At 65.9% G+C, this 20,128-nt stretch carries 21 protein-coding genes, 4 tRNA genes and 1 pseudogene; 15 read left to right on the forward strand and 11 right to left on the reverse strand.

Features of this window, described 5'->3' with window-relative positions; genetic code table 11:
- Nucleotides 1-139: 139 nt before the first annotated feature.
- The gene (locus tag A5775_RS24945) at nt 140-337 is read right to left on the reverse strand and encodes an AlpA family transcriptional regulator (protein WP_082953024.1); all 198 of its coding nucleotides are present in this window, start codon (nt 335-337) and stop codon (nt 140-142) included.
- A 214-nt stretch (nt 338-551) separates the two neighbouring features.
- Here A5775_RS24945 and A5775_RS14810 point away from each other — a divergent pair, with 214 nt between their 5' ends.
- Nucleotides 552-1,028 carry a hypothetical protein gene (locus A5775_RS14810; protein ID WP_067253424.1) on the forward strand — a complete coding sequence of 159 codons (477 nt, stop codon included), beginning with the start codon at nt 552-554 and terminating at the stop codon, nt 1,026-1,028.
- The gene (xerC, locus tag A5775_RS14815; RefSeq protein WP_067253427.1) at nt 1,018-2,187 is read left to right on the forward strand and encodes a tyrosine recombinase XerC; all 1,170 of its coding nucleotides are present in this window, start codon (nt 1,018-1,020) and stop codon (nt 2,185-2,187) included. The genes A5775_RS14810 and xerC overlap by 11 nt, the downstream gene beginning before the upstream one ends.
- Nucleotides 2,188-2,208: 21 nt before the next feature.
- Here the strand turns inward: xerC and A5775_RS14820 are convergent.
- Nucleotides 2,209-2,284: transfer RNA gene (locus A5775_RS14820), tRNA-Lys, on the reverse strand.
- Between the two features lie 124 nt (nt 2,285-2,408).
- Between A5775_RS14820 and A5775_RS14825 the strand changes: the two genes are divergently transcribed.
- From A5775_RS14825 to A5775_RS14835, 3 genes are all read left to right on the forward strand, one after another.
- Nucleotides 2,409-2,481, forward strand: a tRNA-Glu gene (locus tag A5775_RS14825).
- Nucleotides 2,482-2,512: 31 nt separating this feature from the next.
- Nucleotides 2,513-2,589, forward strand: a tRNA-Asp gene (locus tag A5775_RS14830).
- 26 nt (nt 2,590-2,615) lie between these two features.
- Nucleotides 2,616-2,692: transfer RNA gene (locus A5775_RS14835), tRNA-Phe, on the forward strand.
- 415 nt (nt 2,693-3,107) lie between these two features.
- On the opposite strand, the gene A5775_RS14840 is transcribed toward A5775_RS14835, so the two are convergent.
- The 4 genes and pseudogenes from A5775_RS14840 to A5775_RS14850 all read right to left on the reverse strand — a co-directional run bounded on the left by A5775_RS14840 (nt 3,108) and on the right by A5775_RS14850 (nt 5,786).
- Nucleotides 3,108-3,980, reverse strand: a complete 873-nt coding sequence (locus A5775_RS14840; RefSeq protein WP_067253430.1) for an adenylate/guanylate cyclase domain-containing protein — start codon at nt 3,978-3,980, stop codon at nt 3,108-3,110.
- A gap of 119 nt (nt 3,981-4,099) precedes the next feature.
- Nucleotides 4,100-4,177: pseudogene (locus tag A5775_RS26250) on the reverse strand (isoprenylcysteine carboxylmethyltransferase family protein); the annotation flags it as partial.
- A 54-nt stretch (nt 4,178-4,231) separates the two neighbouring features.
- Nucleotides 4,232-5,071: a mycofactocin-coupled SDR family oxidoreductase gene (locus A5775_RS14845; protein ID WP_067253433.1), complete on the reverse strand. Its 840-nt coding sequence runs from the start codon at nt 5,069-5,071 to the stop codon at nt 4,232-4,234.
- A gap of 160 nt (nt 5,072-5,231) precedes the next feature.
- On the reverse strand, nt 5,232-5,786 hold the full coding sequence (locus tag A5775_RS14850) for a TetR/AcrR family transcriptional regulator (RefSeq protein ID WP_156660713.1): 555 nt from the start codon (nt 5,784-5,786) through the stop codon (nt 5,232-5,234).
- A gap of 195 nt (nt 5,787-5,981) precedes the next feature.
- Between A5775_RS14850 and A5775_RS14855 the strand changes: the two genes are divergently transcribed.
- Both A5775_RS14855 and A5775_RS14860 read left to right on the forward strand, forming a co-directional pair.
- Complete coding sequence (locus A5775_RS14855) at nt 5,982-6,182, forward strand: ferredoxin (RefSeq protein ID WP_067253807.1); 201 nt, start codon at nt 5,982-5,984, stop codon at nt 6,180-6,182.
- 38 nt (nt 6,183-6,220) lie between these two features.
- Entirely contained in the window at nt 6,221-7,501 is a 1,281-nt protein-coding gene (locus A5775_RS14860) for a cytochrome P450 (protein ID WP_067253437.1), read from the forward strand.
- A 5-nt stretch (nt 7,502-7,506) separates the two neighbouring features.
- Here A5775_RS14860 and A5775_RS14865 read toward each other — a convergent pair whose 3' ends face one another.
- Both A5775_RS14865 and A5775_RS14870 read right to left on the reverse strand, forming a co-directional pair.
- Entirely contained in the window at nt 7,507-7,938 is a 432-nt protein-coding gene (locus A5775_RS14865; protein WP_067253439.1) for a tautomerase family protein, read from the reverse strand.
- A 50-nt stretch (nt 7,939-7,988) separates the two neighbouring features.
- On the reverse strand, nt 7,989-9,401 hold the full coding sequence (locus A5775_RS14870) for a PLP-dependent aminotransferase family protein (protein ID WP_067253442.1): 1,413 nt from the start codon (nt 9,399-9,401) through the stop codon (nt 7,989-7,991).
- 84 nt (nt 9,402-9,485) lie between these two features.
- Between A5775_RS14870 and A5775_RS14875 the strand changes: the two genes are divergently transcribed.
- Nucleotides 9,486-10,373 (forward strand): SAM-dependent methyltransferase, encoded by an 888-nt coding sequence (locus A5775_RS14875; RefSeq protein ID WP_067253810.1) that lies wholly within the window; start codon nt 9,486-9,488, stop codon nt 10,371-10,373.
- Between the two features lie 98 nt (nt 10,374-10,471).
- On the opposite strand, the gene A5775_RS14880 is transcribed toward A5775_RS14875, so the two are convergent.
- Nucleotides 10,472-12,181: a CocE/NonD family hydrolase gene (locus tag A5775_RS14880; RefSeq protein WP_067253446.1), complete on the reverse strand. Its 1,710-nt coding sequence runs from the start codon at nt 12,179-12,181 to the stop codon at nt 10,472-10,474.
- Between the two features lie 61 nt (nt 12,182-12,242).
- On the opposite strand from A5775_RS14880, the gene A5775_RS14885 reads away from it, so the two are divergent.
- The 3 genes from A5775_RS14885 to A5775_RS14895 are packed head-to-tail and all read left to right on the forward strand — an operon-like array spanning nt 12,243 to nt 14,450.
- Nucleotides 12,243-12,842 (forward strand): TetR family transcriptional regulator, encoded by a 600-nt coding sequence (locus A5775_RS14885; protein ID WP_156660706.1) that lies wholly within the window; start codon nt 12,243-12,245, stop codon nt 12,840-12,842.
- A 42-nt stretch (nt 12,843-12,884) separates the two neighbouring features.
- The gene (locus A5775_RS14890; protein ID WP_067253819.1) at nt 12,885-13,586 is read left to right on the forward strand and encodes a M15 family metallopeptidase; all 702 of its coding nucleotides are present in this window, start codon (nt 12,885-12,887) and stop codon (nt 13,584-13,586) included.
- 57 nt (nt 13,587-13,643) lie between these two features.
- Nucleotides 13,644-14,450 carry a methyltransferase domain-containing protein gene (locus tag A5775_RS14895; RefSeq protein ID WP_067253448.1) on the forward strand — a complete coding sequence of 269 codons (807 nt, stop codon included), beginning with the start codon at nt 13,644-13,646 and terminating at the stop codon, nt 14,448-14,450.
- A 4-nt stretch (nt 14,451-14,454) separates the two neighbouring features.
- On the opposite strand, the gene A5775_RS14900 is transcribed toward A5775_RS14895, so the two are convergent.
- Complete coding sequence (locus tag A5775_RS14900; protein ID WP_067253450.1) at nt 14,455-15,279, reverse strand: NAD(P)-dependent oxidoreductase; 825 nt, start codon at nt 15,277-15,279, stop codon at nt 14,455-14,457.
- A 69-nt stretch (nt 15,280-15,348) separates the two neighbouring features.
- Here A5775_RS14900 and A5775_RS14905 point away from each other — a divergent pair, with 69 nt between their 5' ends.
- Genes A5775_RS14905 through A5775_RS14920 form a run of 4 tightly spaced genes read left to right on the forward strand, consistent with a single transcriptional unit; the run spans nt 15,349 to nt 19,339 of the window.
- On the forward strand, nt 15,349-16,926 hold the full coding sequence (locus A5775_RS14905; RefSeq protein ID WP_067253458.1) for a methylmalonyl-CoA mutase family protein: 1,578 nt from the start codon (nt 15,349-15,351) through the stop codon (nt 16,924-16,926).
- The gene (locus tag A5775_RS14910; RefSeq protein WP_067253461.1) at nt 16,927-17,361 is read left to right on the forward strand and encodes a cobalamin B12-binding domain-containing protein; all 435 of its coding nucleotides are present in this window, start codon (nt 16,927-16,929) and stop codon (nt 17,359-17,361) included. It abuts the gene before it with no gap.
- The gene (locus A5775_RS14915) at nt 17,346-18,302 is read left to right on the forward strand and encodes an LLM class F420-dependent oxidoreductase (RefSeq protein WP_067253464.1); all 957 of its coding nucleotides are present in this window, start codon (nt 17,346-17,348) and stop codon (nt 18,300-18,302) included. The genes A5775_RS14910 and A5775_RS14915 overlap by 16 nt, the downstream gene beginning before the upstream one ends.
- Nucleotides 18,299-19,339: a CaiB/BaiF CoA-transferase family protein gene (locus A5775_RS14920; RefSeq protein ID WP_067253467.1), complete on the forward strand. Its 1,041-nt coding sequence runs from the start codon at nt 18,299-18,301 to the stop codon at nt 19,337-19,339. Before A5775_RS14915 ends, A5775_RS14920 begins: the two co-directional genes overlap by 4 nt.
- Before the next feature lie 89 nt (nt 19,340-19,428).
- Here A5775_RS14920 and A5775_RS14925 read toward each other — a convergent pair whose 3' ends face one another.
- A complete protein-coding gene (locus A5775_RS14925; protein WP_067253468.1) occupies nt 19,429-20,034 on the reverse strand; it encodes a TetR/AcrR family transcriptional regulator in 606 nt (201 codons plus the stop codon).
- Between the last annotated feature and the right edge of the window lie 94 nt (nt 20,035-20,128).

A 20,128-nucleotide genomic window follows, 5' to 3' on the forward strand; every position in this document is an offset into this window, starting at 1 on the left:
CAACCGTGGTTTGCCATCGCCTGCTCTGTGTCGGTGGGTGGCTGTAACATGAGAGTGCCTTTCTGTTCTTGCGGAGCGGTTGGTTGTGAGGGCCCTGGGGTTGCAGCCCCGGGGCCTTCGCTTTGGCTGGTGGTCGACATCAGGCGGCGCCACCAGTGGTGAATTGCCCTTCTTCCCAAGCGATTACATCGCTTAGGCGGTAACGAGAGTGCTTGCCGAAAAGTGCATAACGCGGTCCGCAACCACGCGATGCCCATTGCGCCAACGTCTTCGCAGGCACCCGCAGGCGCTGCGCGACCTCTGGCCGGGTGAGCCAGTAGTCCTCCGAAGATGGCATCGCTTCCTCCTGTAATATGTCGCAGTAACGACATTTTTTGATACAAGTACGACACTAACCGGATCTGTTGGGTTTAGTCAAGAACTGTGCAAAAATTGTCGACATGGCGACATCTTGGATGGCATCAGTAGGCGCGGCGATAACGCGCGCGAGAGAGCGTGCCGGGCTTCGGGTCACTCCGCTAGCCGAACGGACACGAGAGCTCGGAGCGCCGGTGCATCGTGTTTCTCTCCCCAAGCTGGAACGTGGCGAACGGGATATCACCATCACAGAGTTGGTCGGGCTGGCTGCTGCTCTGAACATGCCGCCAATTGCGTTGCTATTCCCCGACGTTCTCTCAGATGTGGAAGTGCTCCCCAATAAGCCGATGGACGGTCTTGCGGCCTTCGGGTGGTTCATCGGGGCTGGCCACTCCATAGGGCTCAGCTGGGACGAGAGCTACGCACCCAACGGCGTGCAGACCTCGGGTGCAATGCGAATACCGCTGGAACTACTGCAAATCGAGGCTTCATTGGCGCAGCAGCGGCATAGCTTGCTGCAGAGCGAGCGCGGGCCAGAGGTTCTGGCCATGCCGGATGTGATGCGAGACCGAGCCAAGGAAGACGCTGCTAGAACGCGCGAGGCCATACGCCTACTCGAAGAGGAGAAGTCTCGACTGATCGAGGCGTATCGAGGCCGAGATGGCCGGTAGGCCGCCGCTGCGGATCGGGCAGCATGGGAAGATCACGCGTAAGGCGTTGGGTGGTGGAGTGTGGTTGGCGCGTTGCAGATTTCGTGATCTTGACGGTGTGACGCGGGTGGTGGAGCGTCGTAGCCCATCGGGTCAGCTCGACCAGCACGGCAAGCTTTCGGAGGACCTACTGCTGGATGCTCTGAAGACGCGGCGGCCGCCTGGCGTGTCCGGAGAGATCTCGCTTGATACACGTATCTGTGTTCTGGTCGACCAGCATCTCGAGATGCTGGCGGAGAACGGTAAGTCGCCTTCGACGATGACGACGTACCGCAGTGCGGCCCGCAAGCTCCGGAAGTTCAGCGAGGCGCTGCGGGTGGGTGATGCGACTCCGGGTCGGCTCAATGCGGTGATTCGGTCGATGCGCCAGGCGCATGGCGCGAACATGGCGCGGCATGGCCGCACTCTTCTGCGCGGTGCTCTGCAGATTGCGGTGCTCGATGACGTGCTGGGGGCCAACCCGGTCGCTCAGGTGAGTCGGATCGAGTCGGACCGCAAGCCGAAGGGTGCGCCGGCCCTCGATGGTGTGCAGTTGCGCGACCTGCTGGGCAAGCTGCGAGCTTCGGAGACATGCCAGCAGAAGGATCTCGTTGACCCGATCACCCTGTTCATTGCGACCGGGCTGCGGCGGTCGGAGCTTCTGGCTCTTCGGTGGGAGGATTTCGACGAGAAGGCCGGCACCGTCACGGTGTCAGGGAAGATCGCCCGGATAGAAGGGGTCGGTCTGCGGCGCCTAGACAAGGGCAAGACCGACTCATCGGAGCGGACGGTGCCGCTACCGGAGTTCGCGATCGCTGCACTTGCTGAGCGCCGCGGTCGCCCCTTCTGGGGCGAGCAGAGGATGCTCTTTCCGTCGTCGGCGGGCACGTGCCGTGACCCGGACAACTTCGACAAACAGTGGCGCAAGGTCCGCAACGCGCTCGGCGTTCCCGAGGTCACGAGTCACAGCTTCCGCAAGTCGGTGGCCACGATGATCGACGACGCTGGCCTATCGGCCCGGATCGGCGCGGACCAGCTGGGCCACGCGAAGGTGTCGATGACGCAGGACCGTTACATGCGGCGGGGAAGGGTTCACGCCGAGGTCGCAGCCCTCCTGGACCGCGCCATAACCGACGAATAAACGTCGGCTAGCCTCTCGTTTTGGTGCCCCCACTAGGACTCGAACCTAGGACCTGCGGATTAAAAGTCCGTAGCTCTACCAACTGAGCTATAGGGGCCGCGGAGATTCAGGATACTTGGAAGCAAAACCCGGCTCGTTTGAGGATTGGGCACACCGTGACCTAAGCTGACGTGGCTCCCAACGAAACCACGTTGCGAGTACCCCGGAGTGATTCGGTTCTGGCCCCCATCGTCTAGTGGCCTAGGACGCCGCCCTTTCACGGCGGTAGCACGGGTTCGAATCCCGTTGGGGGTACGCGCGACGCGGCGACGCGGAGCAACAGCAAGGCCCTGTGGCGCAGTTGGTTAGCGCGCCGCCCTGTCACGGCGGAGGTCGCGGGTTCGAGTCCCGTCAGGGTCGCCAGCGCGGCGAGGCACTCGCTGCCTTCCGGCCAGGTAGCTCAGTCGGTACGAGCGTCCGCCTGAAAAGCGGAAGGTCGGCGGTTCGATCCCGCCCCTGGCCACCATTGTTGAGCTGCGCGGACACGGTGACGACACTCTACGGACGTTCCTGTGTGTCCGGTCCCTGTCCGTTCGCGTGATTTGCGGCAGAGCTGCGGACCGGTCGAGGTTGTGGCTACGTGGTCGAGTTCATCGGCGTAGAGGTCACGTAGATATTCGCGGTAACAGTTGGTGTGAGCGGGTGTGGCGCAGGTCGTGAATTATCAAGGGCGCCAATGACGATCTGGGGGAGCGGCAAAAGTCCGTATGGTGGCGCGCGTTTTTAACGGTCCGACGACAATCCGGCCTTCCACCGAAACACTCGGTCAGTGTCGCCGGCGTACGGGACGATGGTCAGTCTCCCGGCGGCCGTTGTCGTCTCGCCTGATCACCCGAATCCGGTAGCAGTTACCTGTAGCAGCCTCACAAGGAGTCCTCGCACTATGCTCTGGGCTTCCCTTCCTCGAAGCATGCGAAGAGATCCCATTCGCCCGGCAGGCCCTTGAGAATGTGCGTACCGCGGGGCTGGAACACAAAATCCGCGTTGCTCGCCAGTGCTCGCGTCGTGGCCGACACCAGGATCTCGTTGGCCGTCGCTGCGCTGAGGATCCGCGCCGCTTCATGCACGGCGACGCCGCGCACGTCGCTCCCCACCAGTTCCACTTCTCCGACGTGTACGCTCGCGCGGATCTGCAGGCCTCCCCGACCAGCGGCACGCCCTACCGCCGCCGCACAGCGCAGGGCGGCAACCGGCCCATCGAAGGTCGCGAGCAGGCCGTCTCCGGTCGTGTTGACCTCGTGGCCATGGTGGCGTTCTAACGCCACCCGCGTCGCTTCGTAGTGTGCGGAGAGCACATCACGCCACGCGGCATCGCCCAGTCGTTTCGCCATCACCGTCGAGTCAACGAGATCGGTGAACAGCAGCGTGACCAGCGCCCTGCTCTGGGTACCGACGAGCCGGAATCCTGCGAAGGCCCGCAACCCCGACCACTCGATCTGGATGCACGGCTCGTTCCCCAGGGTGTATCCGTCATGGCCGGGCGGAATCTCAAATATGTCGTCCGGCCCGAACTGCAGCGTCGTTCCGTCGCGCATCACGACTTCGAACCGGCCCGACACCACGACCCCCACGTGACGCGCCTCGCACCAATCCCCGCCGACATGTGGACGTACGTGGGTAGACCACCGCCATCCAGGCTGCGTCACAATCCGCCCCACGGTCAGGTCGCCCACATCGACCTGCTGAACCTTGATCCCTTCGAACTCGAGGGTCTCGTCCGGACTCATCAGGTTCTTGATTCGAACCTCGCCCATACTCGCATTTTCATGCACGGCCCGCAGACGGTCAATGATCACGAGATGCTCGCGGCTCGCTCTCGCAACCGTGGTCCGAGCCCGCTACGCACGAGGGCGGGGTAGGGGTTTGGCAGTTACGGTGCGGCCCAAAACGCGACAATGAAGCCGAGCGTGCAGGGGCCCCGCACGACCCGATACAGAAGTGGGGAACGAAAGCCCGTCTCGCTGTATGGTTCTGCGGCGATGCCGCCAGAGCTGTGCGCGAACTGCTACTTGAGCATGCTCCCGGCGTCGACGGTGACCGGAAGACCTGTGATGTAACGCGATTCGTCGGAGGCCAGGAACAGCACCGCGTTGCTGATGTCCACCGCCTCGACCCATCCGATCGGCAGCACGTGCATGAACTGCGCGGCGACCTTGAGGTCATCCGGCCCGGGATTCTTCAGGTCGGGCCGGAACAGCTTCATCGTCCCCTCGTTCATGAACATGGGCGTGTTCACGTTGGTCGGGTGAACGGAATTCACCCGGATGAAGTGCTGGCCGAGCTCGACGGCGAAGGTGCGCATCAAACCGACCACGCCATGCTTGGCGGCGATGTAATGACCGGTGTGCGGGTAGGCCTTGAGCCCGCCGACCGAGCTGGTCAGAATGATCGAGCCGCCTTGGCCCTGGGAGATCATATGCGGCACAGCGGCTTTGACGGTTTTCCAGACGCCGGAAAGGTTGACGTCGATCATGTCGCGCCAGTCGTCTTCGCTGGTTTTGTCGAGGGTCTGGCCGCCGTTGCCGATTCCGGCATTGGCACAAATGATATCCAGCCGGCCGAGTTGTTCGACGCCGCTGTCCACCGCCGCTTTCAGCGGGTCGTAATCGCGGACGTCAACTTCGGCGGTCACGATGCGGCGGTTGAGGCCTTTGATGAGGTCGGCCGTCTCGGCGAGGTCATCGGGTGTCGACGGCGGGATCTCGCTGCTGCTGCTTATCGGCGTGCAGATGTCGACCGCGATGATGTCGGCGCCTTCCTGCGCCAGGCGCACCGCGTGGCTGCGGCCCTGGCCGCGGGCCGCCCCGGTGATGAACGCGACCTTGCCCTCAACTCTTCCACCCATGACTGCACCTCACCTAGACGTAGCCGACATTTATTTGTCGATCGATCAGGAAGGTTGGCACCGTTGGGCCGCAGTGTCAACAGGCGTGTGTCTGGCGGTTGCGGTCGGATCCCGCGGCGTGGAACTGGCTGTGGCGCTCTCGCGGCAGCGCCGGCCGGTGCTAGCTGCCGAGCGTGGACGCGGCGGCAGGCGCCGTCAGCAGGCTCATTTGCCGCTCGGCGAATGCGCGCAACTCGTCGTGCCCCTGGGTGACACCGACGGCGCTCTCGTTGCACAGGCTGCGCGCCACCTGCGCGATCAGCATCGAGATAGCGACCGGCGGGAATTCCTCGAGATCGATTCCGTTAGCGCGCAGCACCATGGTCACCGCCGCCGTCTCAATGTCACGAACCCGTTCGGCATAGGCCTTGAGCTCGGTTCCAATTGCCTTGCGGTGGTTGGCCAGTGCCATGAACTCGGCGTTGAGGGTGGTCAATGCCGAGTCGCTGTTCATCACCCACAGCGCCCGCAGGGGGTCGTCCTCGGTCAGCAGGGCGCGCATGCGCGTCAGGGCAGTCTCCGCGCCGGCCCGCAGCACCTCGACGAACAGGTCGTCCATCGTCGGGAAGTAGTAATAGACCAGGGCCTGCTTGACGCCGGCCTCGGCGGCGACCCGCCGCGACGTGGCCGCCGCATAGCCTTCCTCGCGCATGATCCGGGCGGTGGCCTCGATCAGCTTGCTGCGCGCCCCGGCATCGACGGTCCTCTTGTTTTGCCGATTCGCCGCGCGGTTGGGCGCGCCCGCTTTGCTTGACCGGTCCGCGCGATCCGTGGTAGGCATACCGCATCCTAGCAATTTGGTCGATCGATCAGTTTGTGGAGGCGCGCAGGTGAGATCGAACGGACGGAGGGGACGGTGACGACAGCACGCCTGCGTGTCCGGGTGGAACCGCACCTGTGTGAGGCGCACGCCCTCTGCGCGGAGATCGCCCCCGAGGTGTTCGTCCTGGGCGACGACGCCGCGACCTGCGATGAGAAACCGGCTGAACCGTTGCGCCACAGCATGGAAGCCGCGGCGGCCGCCTGCGCGCGCCAAGCCATCAGCATTGTCACCGACGAAGCACCAGCATGATGCAGCGCGCATTTCGGCAAGGAAAAGGAATTGAACTCATGACCGATCTCGCCAACGTCGACTACTTCACCGACGCCGAGGTCGCGCAAGACCCCTACGACTACTGGGAATACCTGCGCACGCAGGGACCGGTGTTCCGTGAACCGCACTACGGGGTCGTGGCCGTCACCGGCTACCAGGAAGTCCACGCCGCCTTCAAAGATGTCGATTCGTTTTCCGCGGTCAACGCGATCGGCGGTCCGTTCCCGCCGCTGCCGTTCACCCTGGAAGGCGACGACATCAGCGAGCAGATCGAAGCGCACCGCCACGAATTCCCGATCTTCGAGCACATGGTCGTCATGGACCCACCCGAACACGAAAAGGCGCGCTCCCTTCTCGGGCGCCTGCTCACCCCGCGCCGGCTACAGGAAAACAAGGACTACATCTGGAAATTGGCCGACCGGCAGTTCGACGAGTTCATCGCCAACGGTCACTGCGAGTTCCTCAGCGAGTACGCGAAGCCGTTCGCGACATTGGCGATCGCCGATCTGCTCGGGGTTCCCGACGAGGACCGACCGGAGATCCGCCGCAACCTTGGGGCGGGCAACGCGCCGGGCTCGCGGGTGGGCGCGCTGGATCACGAGCCGGTGGGCAGCAACCCGTTGCAGTACCTCGACGACCTGTTCAGCGCCTACATCGCCGACCGGCGACAACGGCCGCGCAAAGACGTGCTGACCGGCCTGGCCACCGCCACGTACCCCGACGGGTCGATCCCGCCGCTGTTGGAGGTCGTCCGGCCGGCGACCTTCTTGTTCGCGGCCGGGCAGGAGACCGTGACCAAACTGCTGAGCTCGTCGGTGCAGGTCCTCGGCGATCATCCCGAGCTGCAAGAGCGGCTGCGGGCCGACCGCGGTCTCATCGGCACCTTCATCGAGGAGGCGCTGCGCATGCAGAGCCCGACCAAGGTGGATTTCCGCCTCGCGCGCAAGACCACGACCTTGGGCGGGGTGCACATCCCGGCCGGCACCGTCATCATGCTGTGCCTGGGAGCCGCCAACCGTGACCCACGAAAGTTCGAGAACCCCAACGAATTCCGAGTCGATCGCAAGAACGTTCGCGAACATATCGCCTTCGGTCGCGGAATCCACACGTGCGCGGGTGCGCCGCTGGCACGCGTGGAAGGACAGATCACGATCAATCGCCTCCTGGACCGGACGCGCGAGATCACGATCAGCGAGGCCAAGCACGGATCGGTTCGCGGCCGTCAGTACCAGTACGAGCCGACGTTCCTGCTGCGCGGCCTGACGGAGTTGCACATCGACTTCACGTCGGCCGGCTGACCGCATCAATCCTCCGCCACAAGGCCTTTCACCTGCTGGTAGTAGATGACATTGCCGCCGCCGGCCCAATTCCCTTCAGGGATCTCGTGGATCAACGTCCACACATGAAAGACCATCGGGCCTTGCGGCTCGATTCCCGCCGCGGCGCAGGCAACGGTGTGCACGTCGGCGGCCAGCTGTTCCTTGCGGTCCCGCGACAGTGCGCCGTCGAACACCTTGACATCGACCCTGAACCGGGGCGCGCCCGGACCCCGACCGCCCACCGAGAGCGCCTCCGGGTCTAGCGCGTGTAGATACACCCACGTGTTGTCACGCAAAAACGGTGTGTCCGGGGCGCGTTCGGCCCGCAGCAACACGGTGACCAACTCGTCGGCCAGTCGATTCAGCGCGTCCTGGTCCACCGAGCCACGCACGAACGTCACGTCGATCATCGGCATTGCCGCACCTCCTCGTGACTTCCTGCGGTATCGATGGCCCAGCATCGAGGCTAGCCGCTACGGCCGGCCACGGTCGACAGGAACTGCCCGAGATGCGCGAGTGCCGTGGTGTATTCGTTCTCGGGCGGTGTCCCGTATCCGATGACGATTCCGTCCGTGTGGCGGCTTGTGCCGTGCCAGAAGGGGTCCAGCCCGGTGAGGGCGATGTCGCGTCCGTGCGCGACCTTCAACACGTCGGCCTCCGAAATGCGCTCGGGGAGCGCGACAACGGCGTGAAGCCCGGCCGAGATGCCCAACACCGGCATCCCGGGGGCGCAGCGGCCGAGGGCTGCGACGAGGGCATCGCGGCGGTTGCGGTAGCGCCGCCGCATCCGTCTGATGTGCCGGTCGAGCGCACCGGATTCGATCAACTCCGCGAACGTCAGCTGCGCGAGGACGTCGGTTCCACGGTCGGCGCGGCGCTTGGCTTCGACCACCCCGTCGACCAATGCGGCGGGCAGCGCGAGCCAGCCAAGGCGCAGGCCGGGCGCCAGGCTCTTGCTGGCGCTGCCCGCGTAGACGACGTGCTCGGGCGCCAGGCCCTGCAGCGCGCCGACGGGGTGACGGTCGTAGCGAAATTCCCCGTCGTAGTCGTCCTCGATCAGATACGCGCCTCGGGCGGCGGCGAGGTGCGCAAACTCGGTGCGTCGGTCGGCATCGAGCGTTGCACCGAGCGGAGCCTGGTGTGCCGGGGTGAGCACCGCCGCGGCGACGCGTTTGTTGAATCCCTCGGGCCGCGCACCCCCGTGGTCGACGTCGAGGGGCTCGACGGTGAGGCCGCTCGCCACCGCCGTCGCGCGATGGTCGGGCAGGCAGGGATTTTCGAGGGCGACCGATTGGGCCCCGCTCGCGGCCAGCGCGTCACACACCAGACGCAGCCCCTGCGTGAACCCGCTGCAGACGACGATGTGCTCCCCGGTAGTGAGCACGCCGCGCACTCGACCCAGGTAGTTGGCCAGCGCCGCGCGCAAGCGCGGTGACCCCCGCGGATCCGCCGGCCCGAGCTCGGCGTGGGGAGTGACCTCGAGGACCCGGCGCAGCGCGCGTAGCCATTCGGCGCGAGGGAACATGCTGAGGTCCGGACGGCCGAGGCGAAAATCGGCCGCGTAGCGGTCGATAACCCGCGCGGGATGGGTCGGCGCCTGAAGGTGTGGGCCGCCCGCCACCTGGGTCGCCGCACCTGGACGGGTGCGGAGGTATCCCTCGGCTGCCAGTTGCGCATAGACCTCGACGACCGTTCCGCGGGCAAGCCCGAGTTGTGTGGCGAGGGCACGCGAGGACGGCAGCACTTCGCCCGCGGCGAGGCGTCCACCCCGGATAGCTTGTCGCAGAGCATCTTCGAGCGCCGCGCGCCGGCCCCGCCCCGGGGGAAGGTCAAGGTGCAGGTCGACTCCGGTATCGCGACTGGTCCAAGAATTCGCCATCGAATTGGACCTTACCGATGGGCCGGTCTGCTGGATAGCGTCGAATAGCGGGCAGTTCGTTGCAAAGGGGAGTCGATGGTTGATGTGGGCACTCGGCGCCTAGATCGCGCAGCGAGTTGGACCGCCGAAGTCAATGCGTTCCAGCGCGCAGCGGAAACGCTGCGGCCATCGGGGCGCCGCCTGGTGGACGACACGTACTCCCGGCGTTTCGTCAGGCACCGCGCGCTGCGCGCCCTGCTGACGCACTGGCGCTCAGCCGACGCCGCGCTTCGGATCTTCGACCGGCTGTGGGGCGGGCTGCACGCCCACATCGCGCTTCGGGTGCGCTACGTCGACGACGCATATGAGACCGCGATCAGCGCAGGAATCAGCCAACTCGTGCTGCTGGGTGCGGGCTTCGACACCACCAGCCTTCGCCGGGTCGACACCCCGGTGACAATCTTCGAGGTCGACGCGCCGGCCACTCAAGCGGAGAAGCGACCGGTCGTCGAACGGTTGTTGCCACCGCAGCACCACTGCCGAATGCACTGGGTTGCTTGTGATTTGGAACAGAACACGCTCCGTGAAACGCTGCTCGCCGCCGGCTTCGACCCCACCGCGGCGGCCCTCGTGGTCTGGCTTGGAGTTACTCCCTACCTGACGCGCGGCGCCATCGACGCGACGCTCGCCGACCTCGCCGGACTCTGCGCCCCGGGGAGTCGACTGGTTTTGGACCACATCGCGGCGGGCGTCGTCAGCGCCAGCACGCCGTGGAAAAGCGCGGGCCGGATCACCCGGATGGTAGCCAGGCGCGGCGAACCGTATCGCACCGACTTCACCGAGGCCGACCTGACCGTGACATTGGCAGAGCACGGATTTGAACTACGCGAGCACGTGAGTGTGCCTGCGCTCTTGCGGCGCTACGACCCGTCGCGCGCAAGCCGGCTGTCGGCCGACGACTGGCTCGCCGTCGCGACCGCAGAACGCGGATGAGGCGCGACCCGGCCACGCCCTGACGGCCCAGACAACCTGCAAGGGCCTTTCCACCTGCTGGCAGCAGATGACGTTTCCGCCGCCGGCACTGCCGTTGGCTACCCGAGCACCGGAATGAATAACCTCGAAGACGAGCGCACCGTGTTCAAGCTGGACGTGCCGACGCTGGCATGGCGGAAGTTCATGATCGCCGGTGTCGCTGGGTCCTGGTCGTCGCTGGTGAGCGTCAGGCGGATGCGCTGGCCTTTCTTGAACCGGCGAGCATTGGGCACCAACGGGATTCGGTACTCGACATCCTCGCCCAGCGGCACGGCTTGCGGGTTACGGCAGGGCAGCACCGGCGCACCGGGCCGACTGGCCGCTTCGTCGACCTCGCGCAAGCTGGCGCGCAACCAGCCCGACGTCACGTCGGTCGCTTCCCCGTCAGGCGCCACGTCGTGCAGCGTGGCCATCCACGCGGTATCGATCGCCGTCGCCGAGGCAACCAGCCGCAGCTCGACATCGCCGACCACATCGACATCCTGTCTCAGCGGCGCGCTGGTCCATGCCAACATCGACGGCGGATCGATCTCGCTGGCTTTGATGCGGCCCAGGCCTGATCCCAGCACCATGAATTCGCGACCGCCCGGCTCCCCTTCGTCGGCATCCAAAACGCCGTCGGTGCGCAGGGCCAGCTCGCGATGCGGGGCTCGCGAGGGCGGCCAGGAGTCGGCAGTTCGCCACTCGTCGGCGCCCGGCAGGAAGTAGCGGATCGGCGGCCCCTCGGTGATCCCGGTGTCGCGCCCCTTCAGCCAGTGGTCGTACCAGGCCAGCGCCTCGGTGTGCATGCTTTCCCATGGCCACGTCAGCCCGAACTCGCCGAGCATGCCCATCCGCACACACCCGTTGCCCGACAGCCCCTTCCAGGTTGCGAACGTCGAAGGCAGGTGTAACGGCACATTCTGCCAATCACACCCCAGGTAGACCGGGATGTCGATCTCCTTGAGCAGTGGCAGCAGGTTTCGCTCATCCCACCACTCGTCGCGCGTCGGGTGCTTGACCGCCGCCTCCTGCCATAGTTCGTCCCACGGATGGGGATTGTGCGGCAGCCTGAGCAGTTGGCGCAGCATGGTGACCGCCGCCTCGCCGTTCATGGTCTCGAATTTCTTGTGCACCCTCGGGCTGTTGAGCACGCGCCGCGCCAATCCGATTGGCTTGCTGCGCCACAGCTTGTCGGTGCGGTCGGCAGTCAGGCCCATCATGGCGAGAAACGGCGTGATGAAAGACGAACTCAACAGCCCGTGGTGGTTGGCGCCCTCGTAGAGGTCGCTGGTCACGGCTAGGGGAAAGATCGCTTTGAGGTGAGGCGGCCGCTCGACGGCCGCCTCGAGTTGGGTCATCGCGAAGTAGCTGATGCCGATCATCCCGACGTTCCCGTCGCACCACGGCTGAGCCGCGATCCACTCCACTAAGTCGTGCACATCCCGGCGCTCCTGCGCGTCGAAGAAGTTGAAGGAGCCCTCGGAGCCGCAGGTGCCGCGGAGGTTGGCGATGACGTGCACGTAGCCGCGTGGCACCCAGAAGTCGGTCCTGCCGGCCTCGATGAACCCCGCGGGCGCGCCGAGATCCTGCATCTGCCGCGGATATGGCGAGGCTGCCAGCAGCGCCGGGAAGCGGCCGTCGGCATCGGGCCGGTGAATGTCGGCCAAAAGTGTTGTGCCGTCTCGCATTGCGATCGCGGTGTTGATGTCGGTGCGCGACGCGTACTGCGGCTCGCTGAGATTGCGGTATTCCCGGCCCGTGGTCTGCGGGCCGTTGAGCGATGTCATAGTTTCACGCTACGTTGAGATTAGTCTCAACGCAAGATGAAACTTCGGGTATGGTGAGGCGGTGCCGACGCGATCGATCACCCCGGGTCCGCGCGACGAGCGCGGTGTGCTGGCGGCGCGTATCCTGGCCGCCGCTCGCGACGAATTCGCCGAACATGGCTGGGCCGGAACGGCAATTCGGGCCGTCGCCCGGACCGCGGACGTCGACCCGGCGCTCATCTACCACTACTTCGGTTCGAAGGAGGGCCTGCTTGATGCCGCCACCACGCCGCCGCAGAAATGGCTCGACGCGGTGGCCGCGACGTGGGCGACGCCCAAGGCCGACCTCGGCCGGCAATTGATCCGCACCGTGCTGGACACCTGGACCGACGACGAGGTCGGTCCGATCCTGCGCGCGGTGGTGCTGACCGCCGCCCATGAAGACAAGACCCGGGAGAAGCTGCGGCTGATCGTGGAGCGAGGTCTGATCGGCGGGTCCACCCTAGGGGCCGACGAGGACGAACGGCTGCGGCGCAGCGGGCTGATCGCCACCCAGCTGATCGGCTTCGCGTTGTTGCGCTACGTATGGAAGATGGAGCCGATCGCGTCCATGTCCGAGGACCAGGTGGTGGCGGCGATGGCGCCGAACCTGCAGCGCTATGTCGAGGGCGACATCTCGTAGGAGATAACGCAACTCGGGGTGACCAACTGCGACAATGGCCGAATGCGTCTTTTGCGCCCGGTCCGTGCGCTCGCGATCGTCGCGGGTCTGGTCGCTATCTCCGGCGTTGGGACCGCCCAGGCCGGACCCGACGTGCCGCCGGTCAGTGACGCCGCGCGAGCGGCCGGATTCGTCGACATCCGCACCGTCGTTCCCGACGCGGTAATCGATCTGCGCTACGCGACGACGAACAACTTCACCCACACACAGTTATATCCGTCCGACGCCAGATGCCTTGTGCACCAATCGATGGCCCCCGGGCTCGCCGCCGCGGCGACCGCGCTGCGCCCGCAGGGCCACCTCCTGGTTTTCTGGGACTGCTACCGGCCGCACGACGTCCAGGTGAAGATGTTCACGCTGGTGCCCAACCCGGCGTGGGTCGCGCGCCCGGGCCAGTATGCGCGCAGCCATGAGTCGGGACGCTCGGTCGACGTGACGTTCACAACCACGCAACAGCCGTGCTCCTCGGGGCAGCATGTAGGCGGACTGTGCCTGGCTGACATGGGCACCGACTTCGACGACTTCACCCCTCGGGCAACCGCTTTCAACACTCAGGGCATCAGCGCCGATGCCCTGGCGAATCGAACCGCGTTGCGCAAGGCCATGAACTATGGCGGGCTGAAGGTGTATTCGGGCGAGTGGTGGCATTTCGACGGCCCAGGAGCCGGTATCGACAGCCCGATCCTCGACGTACCGGTCAACTGATCTCATATACTGAGACACTAGTTTCATAGTGCGAGTCATCGCCGGTAGGCTTGCGCCATGAAGGACCGGGCCAGTTATACGCACGGGCACCACGAGTCGGTGCTGCGCAGTCACCGCCGGCGCACCGCCGAGGACTCGGCGGCATACCTGTTGCCTCACCTGAAGCCCGGCCTGTCGGTGCTCGACGTCGGTTGCGGGCCCGGCACCATCACCGCCGACCTGGCCGCTCGGGTCGCACCGGGGCCGGTCACCGCCATCGACCAAGTCGCGGATGTCCTGGGCGTGGCCCGCAACGAAGTCCAGCAGCGCAACCTGTCCAATGTCTCGTTCGGTACCGCCGACGTGCACCACCTCGAGTTTCCCGATGACACATTCGATGTCGTCCACGCGCACCAGGTGTTACAGCATGTGGCCGATCCGGTGCGAGCGCTGCGCGAGATGCGGCGCGTGTGCACGCCGGGTGGCATCGTCGCGGTCCGCGACGCGGACTACGCGGGGTTCATCTGGTACCCGCAACTTCCCGCGCTCGACCTGTGGCGAGAGCTTTACCAACGGGTCGCCCGCGCCAACCGCGGCGAACCGGACGCGGGCCGGCGACTGTTGTCCTGGGCGCGGCAGGCGGGATTCGCCGACATCACGCCCACCGGCAGCATGTGGTGCTATGCCACGCCCGAGGCGCGAGAATGGTGGGGCGGCATGTGGGCCGACCGAATTCTTCATTCCGCCGTGGCCCGCGACCTGGTGAGCCTCGAGTTGGCGACCACCGCGCAGCTCGAAGAGATCTCTGCCGCGTGGCGAGAATGGGCCGCCGCCGAAGACGGCTGGATCGCCATCCCGCACGGCGAAATCCTCTGCCGCGCTTAGCTATTCAGTCCAGGAAAAGGTCCGGAATCGGCTGCTCGCCGCCGCCATACCGGGACAGGTCGGCGATCCCGGCGGATTGCAGCACCTCGGAGTCGATGTGGCAGTTGCCGGTGGCTTCCCGGGCCGGTCGAGAGAAGATCTCGACGGCGGCGTCGCCCATGATCTCGGGGCTGCGCGACGACGCGGCCAACCGGTCACCGTCGGCCATATTGGTGACGGCCGCGGTGGCGATGTAGGTCTGGGGCCACAGGCAGTTCACGCCGATCCCGTCGTCCGCGAACTCCGCCGCCCAACCCAGCGACAGCAGCGTCATCCCGTACTTGGACAGCGTGTAGGCCGGGTGGGCGCCCAACCAGCGCGGGTTCATATTGATCGGCGGCGAGATGGTCAGCACATGCGGGTTGGCCGATTTCTGTAGATGGGGCACGCACGCCTTGGTCAGCAGGAACGTGCCGCGCAGGTTGACCTCCTGCATCAGGTCGTATTTCTTGGCCGACAGCACGGCGGTCGGTTCCACCGCGATGGCGCTGGCGTTGTTGACGCAGACGTCGATGCCGCCGAACCGCTGCACCGCCGCCTCGACCACGCGCTGCACGTCCTCTTCGCGGCGCACATCGCCGACGACGGCCAGCGCCTTCCCACCGGCGGCCTCGACGTCGGCGGCCGCAGTGTGCACCGTCCCGGGCAAGCGCGGATGGGGGGTGTCGGTCTTGGCCAGCAGCACCACGTTGGCGCCTTGCCCGGCGGCCGCGATGCCGATCGCGAGTCCGATGCCGCGGCTGCCGCCGGAGATCACCACGGTGCGATCGGCGAGCACGTTGTTAGCCATTCGTCTCCTTTGACCTGGTCAAGTGTGTGGTATTGGCATTCTCTTTTTTTGCAAGTACGTTATTCACCGATGGATAATACGGCCCACACTCCCTCCGGCATCCCGCTGCAGCCCGTATATGGGCCGGCGGATAGAGGCGCGGAGCCCCCGCAGCCCGGGGAGTTCCCCTTCACCCGTGGCAACTTCGCGTCGGGCTACCGCGGCAAGCTGTGGACCTTCCGCCAATATTCGGGATTCGGCACCGCCGAGGAATCAAATCGTCGCTACCGCTACCTGCTGGATCAGGGTGGGACGGGCCTGTCGGTGGCGCTCGACCTGCCGACCCAGTGCGGCTACGACTCCGACGACGCCGAGTTCGGTGAGGAGGTCGGCCGCGTCGGCGTCGCGGTGGATACCCTGGCCGACTTCGAGATCCTGTTCGACGGCATCCCGCTGGACAAGCTCAGCACGAGCATGACCATCAACGGCACGGCGGCGATCCTGCTGGCGTTCTACGTCGCCGCCGCCGAGAAGAAAGGCATCCCCCGCTCCAAGCTCACCGGGACCATCCAGAACGACATCCTCAAGGAGTACGCCTCGCGCGGGACCTGGATCTGGCCCCCGGAGCCGTCGCTGCGGCTGATCGCCGACACCATCGAGTTCTGCGCGGCCGAGGTGCCGAGGTTCAATGCGATCTCGGTGGCCGGGGCGCATTTCCGCGACGCCGGCGCCAACGCGGTGCAGGAAATGGCGTTCACCCTGGCCGACGGGGTGACCTACTGCGACACTGTGGTCGAGCGCGGCCGCATGACGATCGACCAGTTCGCCCCGCAGATCTCGTTCTTCTTCTACACCCACGGGGATTTCTTCGAGGAGATCGCCAAATACCGTGCGGGACGGCGCCGTTGGGCGACCATCGTGCAGGAGCGCTACGGGGCGACGACGGCCAAGGCGGCGATGTTCCGCTTCGGCTGCGTCTGTGGCGGCGCATCGCTGTATGCGCCGCAGGCCCACAACAACATCGTCCGGGTGGCCTACGAGGCCATGGCCGCCGTATTGGGCGGTGTCCAGTCGATGTTCACGGCGGCCTGGGACGAGCCGTTCGCGCTGCCCACCGAGGAAACGACGACGTTGGCGCTGCGCACCCAGCAGATCCTCGCGCACGAAACAGGGGTCGCCAGCGTCGCCGACCCACTGGGCGGCTCGTACTTCGTGGAGGCGCTGACCGATGCGACCGAGGAGCGGATCATCGAGATCATGTCCGACCTCGAGCGGCACGGCGGAATGGTCCAGGCCATCGAGGACGGTTACCTGCAGGGCTTGATCGCCGACGAAGCCTTCAATCTGCATCGGGACGTCGAGGCCGGCACCCGTCCCGTGGTCGGGGTCAACCGGTTCGTGACCGAGGAACCCGAGCACGATGTCGTCACCTATGAACTCGACGCCGAAGGCCGTGATCTTCAGCTCAAGCGGCTCTCCAAGGTAAAGTCCGAAAGGGATTCGGCTGCAGTGAAATCCAGCCTGGCCGCACTGTCGCGTTCCGCCGAAGGAGACGACAACCTGATGCACAAGTTGATCGACTGTGCCAACGCTTACTGCACGGTCGGGGAGATGGTCTCCGCGCTCAAAGCAGTGTGGGGCGAGTTCCAGCAGCCGGTGGTGTTCTAAGTGGCCGTTCGTGTTCTGGTTGCCAAACCCGGCCTGGACGGGCATGACCGCGGTGCCAAGATCGTCGCCCGCACGCTGCGCGACGCCGGATTCGAGGTCATCTACACCGGCATCCGCCAGCGCATCGAAGACATCGCCTCGATCGCCGTCCAGGAAGACGTCGCGGTGGTCGGATTGAGCATCCTGTCCGGTGCCCACCTGGCGCTCACCGCGCGCACCGTCGAAGCGCTGCGCGCCGCCGACGCCGCCGATATCTCCGTCGTCGTCGGCGGGACGATCCCGCACGCCGACGTCCCCAAACTCCTTTCCGCCGGTGCCGCGGCGGTATTCCCCACCGGGACACCGCTGGACAACCTAGTGCGCGAAATCCGCGCCTTGACCGGCACGGCGGAGCCCGCTTCGGAAGAAAAAGAGGAACAGTGCGCGTCGGAGTAATGATCGGTGCCGAGCGGGGCGACATGGCCCGCAAGGTGCACAAGCTGGCCTCCGATATCGAATGGGCCGAATCCGCGGGTCTGGACACCGCGTGGATGCCCCAGGTGCCCAACGACTTCGACTGCCTGACCATGGTGTCGCTGATGGCCGCCCACAGTTCGCGCATCGAGCTGGGTACCGCGGTGGTGCCGCTGCAGGCCCAGCACCCGATCGCGCTTGCTCGCCAATCGCTCTCGACGCACGCGGTGGCCGGTGGACGGCTGGCGCTAGGTGTGGGGCCGTCGCACCACTGGATCATCCGGGACATGCTCGGCTTGCCATATGAGAAGCCGGCCGCCTACACCCGCGACTACCTCCAAGTCCTCAACGCCGCCATCGCCGGGCCGGGACCGGTTGACGTCGAAAACGATTCGTTCGCGGTGCACAATCCGTTGGCGATCGGGGCCGACACCCCGATGCCGGTGCTGGTTGCCGCGCTGGGTCCGGTGATGCTGCAGATTGCCGGCGAACTCGCCGACGGCACCGTGTTGTGGATGGCCGACGAGCGTGCGATCGGTGATCACATCGCACCAAAGATCACCAAGGCCGCCGCGGATGCCGGGCGGCCCGCGCCGCGCATCGTCGCGGGTATCCCGGTATGCCTATGTGCGCCTTCCCAAGTCGAGGAGGCCAAGGAACGGGCCAACCGGATCCTGGGGGAGGCCGAGGTGTCGCCCAATTACCAGCGCCTGCTCGACCGCGGCGATGCCCGCGATGTCGGCGACCTGTGCGCGGCGGGCGACTCGGAACAGATCCTGGCCCGGATGCGCCGATTCGCCGACGCCGGCGTGACCGATCTGTCGGTGCGGCTCCTGCCCATTGGCGACAATCGGGACGAGCTGGTCGCCTCCAAACGCCGCACCCGCGAAATGATCGCCTCGCTCGCCGCGGAATTGCGTTGACTGGCGGCAACACCGGGCCGCTGGCCGGGATCCGCATCCTCGAGGTCGGCACCATGCTGGCCGGCCCGTACGCGACCATGCTGCTTGCCGACCTCGGCGCCGAGGTCACCAAGATCGAACCCGCCGGCGGCGAGATCTCCCGCAGCGTCGGCGCCACGTACTTCGCCAGCCTCAACCGCAACAAGTCCAGCATCTGCCTGGACCTGAATTCGGATGCGGGACAACGGCGGTTGGGCGAGCTTGTCGCCGACTCCCATGCGCTGCTGGTGAACCTGAAACCATCCGCCATCCGCCGGTTGGGGCTCACCTACGAGCAGTTGCGACGGCACAACGAGCGGATCGTCTGCGTGGCGATCACCGGCTTCGGTCTGTACGGCGGCGACGATCCCGCGTTCGATTATGTGGTGCAGGCCGGTGTCGGCACCGCCGCGCTGACCGGTGACCCCGACGGTCCGCCGACGCTGCCCGGATACTCCTCGGCCGACAACTCCACCGGAATGTCCGCAGCGCTGGGCCTTTTGGCCAAGATCATCTCCGGTACCGGCGGGCAGGTGGATGTGTCGCTGCGCGACGTCATGCTGTCGCAGCTGAACTACCACGCGTCGGCCTATCTCAACAGCGGCGTGGAGCCCCAGCGGCGCCCGCACGGGGCACATTCCTATTACGTTCCGGCCCAGCTGTTTCCGACGGCCGAGGGGTATCTGGCGCTGTTCATCACCCATGACGGGTTCTGGAAGTCGTTCGCCGCGGAGGCGGGCATCGGGGGTTTCGAGACGATGGCCGAGCGGGTCGCCCGCCGCGACGAAGTGCTCACCGTCGTCACGGCGATGCTGGCGACCGACAGCGCGGCCGGGTGGGAACGGCGACTGCGCCCGCTCGGCGTTCCGGCGGCGGCCGTCAGGACCCTGCCCGAGGCGCTTGAGGCGACCCCGGAAGTGGTTGTGACAGCGGGTGATTTCCGTCTGGTAGGCAGCCCGATCCATGTCTCCGGGTACGAGCCCGAGTACCGTCCTTCGCCCGAGCTGCCGGAACTCTAACTTCGCCGCCGAACGTCGAGTTCTTGCGTCGCCATCTCCCCCGAACTCACGCCCGATTTCGCCCAACAAAGTCGACGTTCGAGGTCAAGTTAAGTGGCGCTGGCGGGGACGATGGCCGACAGCACCAACTGCAGGTACGGGCGGTAGAGGTCGACTCCGTCGAGTTCGCTGCCCAGGGTGACACCGTCGTTGACGGCGAGGATGACGCGGGCCAGCGTCTCGGCCGGCATCGTGAGCGACGCGCCGAGTCGCGCCACATTCTTGGCGATGAATTCGGCCAGCGATCGGATCGTCTCCATTCGCTGTGATGCGAGCCGGTCGCGTGCCTCAGAGCTCCGCAGCAAGAACAACGAGAGCTCGTAGTTGAGCGCGGCGCGGTTCGGATCGCCGCTGGCCACACTCCACCGCTCGGCGAGTTCATCGATGTCGATATCGCCGAGCCGACGGAACGACTCGATGGCTCCGGCGAAGCCATCGAGAAAGCGTTGTCGTTGACGATCGGTCACCGCAAGAAACAATTCTTCCTTGGCCCCGAAGTGGGAGTAGATCGCGCCGCGTGTGTACCCGGCCGCGTCGGCGATGTCCTCGAGCGCGGCCCCGCTGAGGCCCTTGCGCGCGAACACTTCCTCGGCGGCATCCAACAAGAGGCCGCGTGTGTGCTCGAGGCGTCGCTCCCTCGTCCACCGTTCCGCCACCGGCCCATCCTCCCACACCTGCGGAGCACCCAAAGCAATTTCGGGCTGCCTGGTTAATCGAAATGATCTGCCGCGCAAACCCATTGACCGCGTA

The organism is Mycobacterium sp. 852002-10029_SCH5224772 (assembly GCF_001667315.1).
Classification (GTDB): Bacteria; Actinomycetota; Actinomycetes; order Mycobacteriales; family Mycobacteriaceae; genus Mycobacterium.

Coding starts and splice junctions, on each gene's coding strand:
- A5775_RS24945 (WP_082953024.1), bottom strand. CDS start 337: ATGCCATCTTCGGAGGACTACTGGCTCACCCGGCCAGAGGTCGCGCAG.
- xerC (WP_067253427.1), top strand. CDS start 1,018: ATGGCCGGTAGGCCGCCGCTGCGGATCGGGCAGCATGGGAAGATCACG.
- A5775_RS14840 (WP_067253430.1), bottom strand. CDS start 3,980: ATGGGCGAGGTTCGAATCAAGAACCTGATGAGTCCGGACGAGACCCTC.
- A5775_RS14845 (WP_067253433.1), bottom strand. CDS start 5,071: ATGGGTGGAAGAGTTGAGGGCAAGGTCGCGTTCATCACCGGGGCGGCC.
- A5775_RS14860 (WP_067253437.1), top strand. CDS start 6,221: ATGACCGATCTCGCCAACGTCGACTACTTCACCGACGCCGAGGTCGCG.
- A5775_RS14865 (WP_067253439.1), bottom strand. CDS start 7,938: ATGCCGATGATCGACGTGACGTTCGTGCGTGGCTCGGTGGACCAGGAC.
- A5775_RS14870 (WP_067253442.1), bottom strand. CDS start 9,401: ATGGCGAATTCTTGGACCAGTCGCGATACCGGAGTCGACCTGCACCTT.
- A5775_RS14880 (WP_067253446.1), bottom strand. CDS start 12,181: ATGACATCGCTCAACGGCCCGCAGACCACGGGCCGGGAATACCGCAAT.
- A5775_RS14890 (WP_067253819.1), top strand. CDS start 12,885: ATGCGTCTTTTGCGCCCGGTCCGTGCGCTCGCGATCGTCGCGGGTCTG.
- A5775_RS14895 (WP_067253448.1), top strand. CDS start 13,644: ATGAAGGACCGGGCCAGTTATACGCACGGGCACCACGAGTCGGTGCTG.
- A5775_RS14900 (WP_067253450.1), bottom strand. CDS start 15,279: ATGGCTAACAACGTGCTCGCCGATCGCACCGTGGTGATCTCCGGCGGC.
- A5775_RS14905 (WP_067253458.1), top strand. CDS start 15,349: ATGGATAATACGGCCCACACTCCCTCCGGCATCCCGCTGCAGCCCGTA.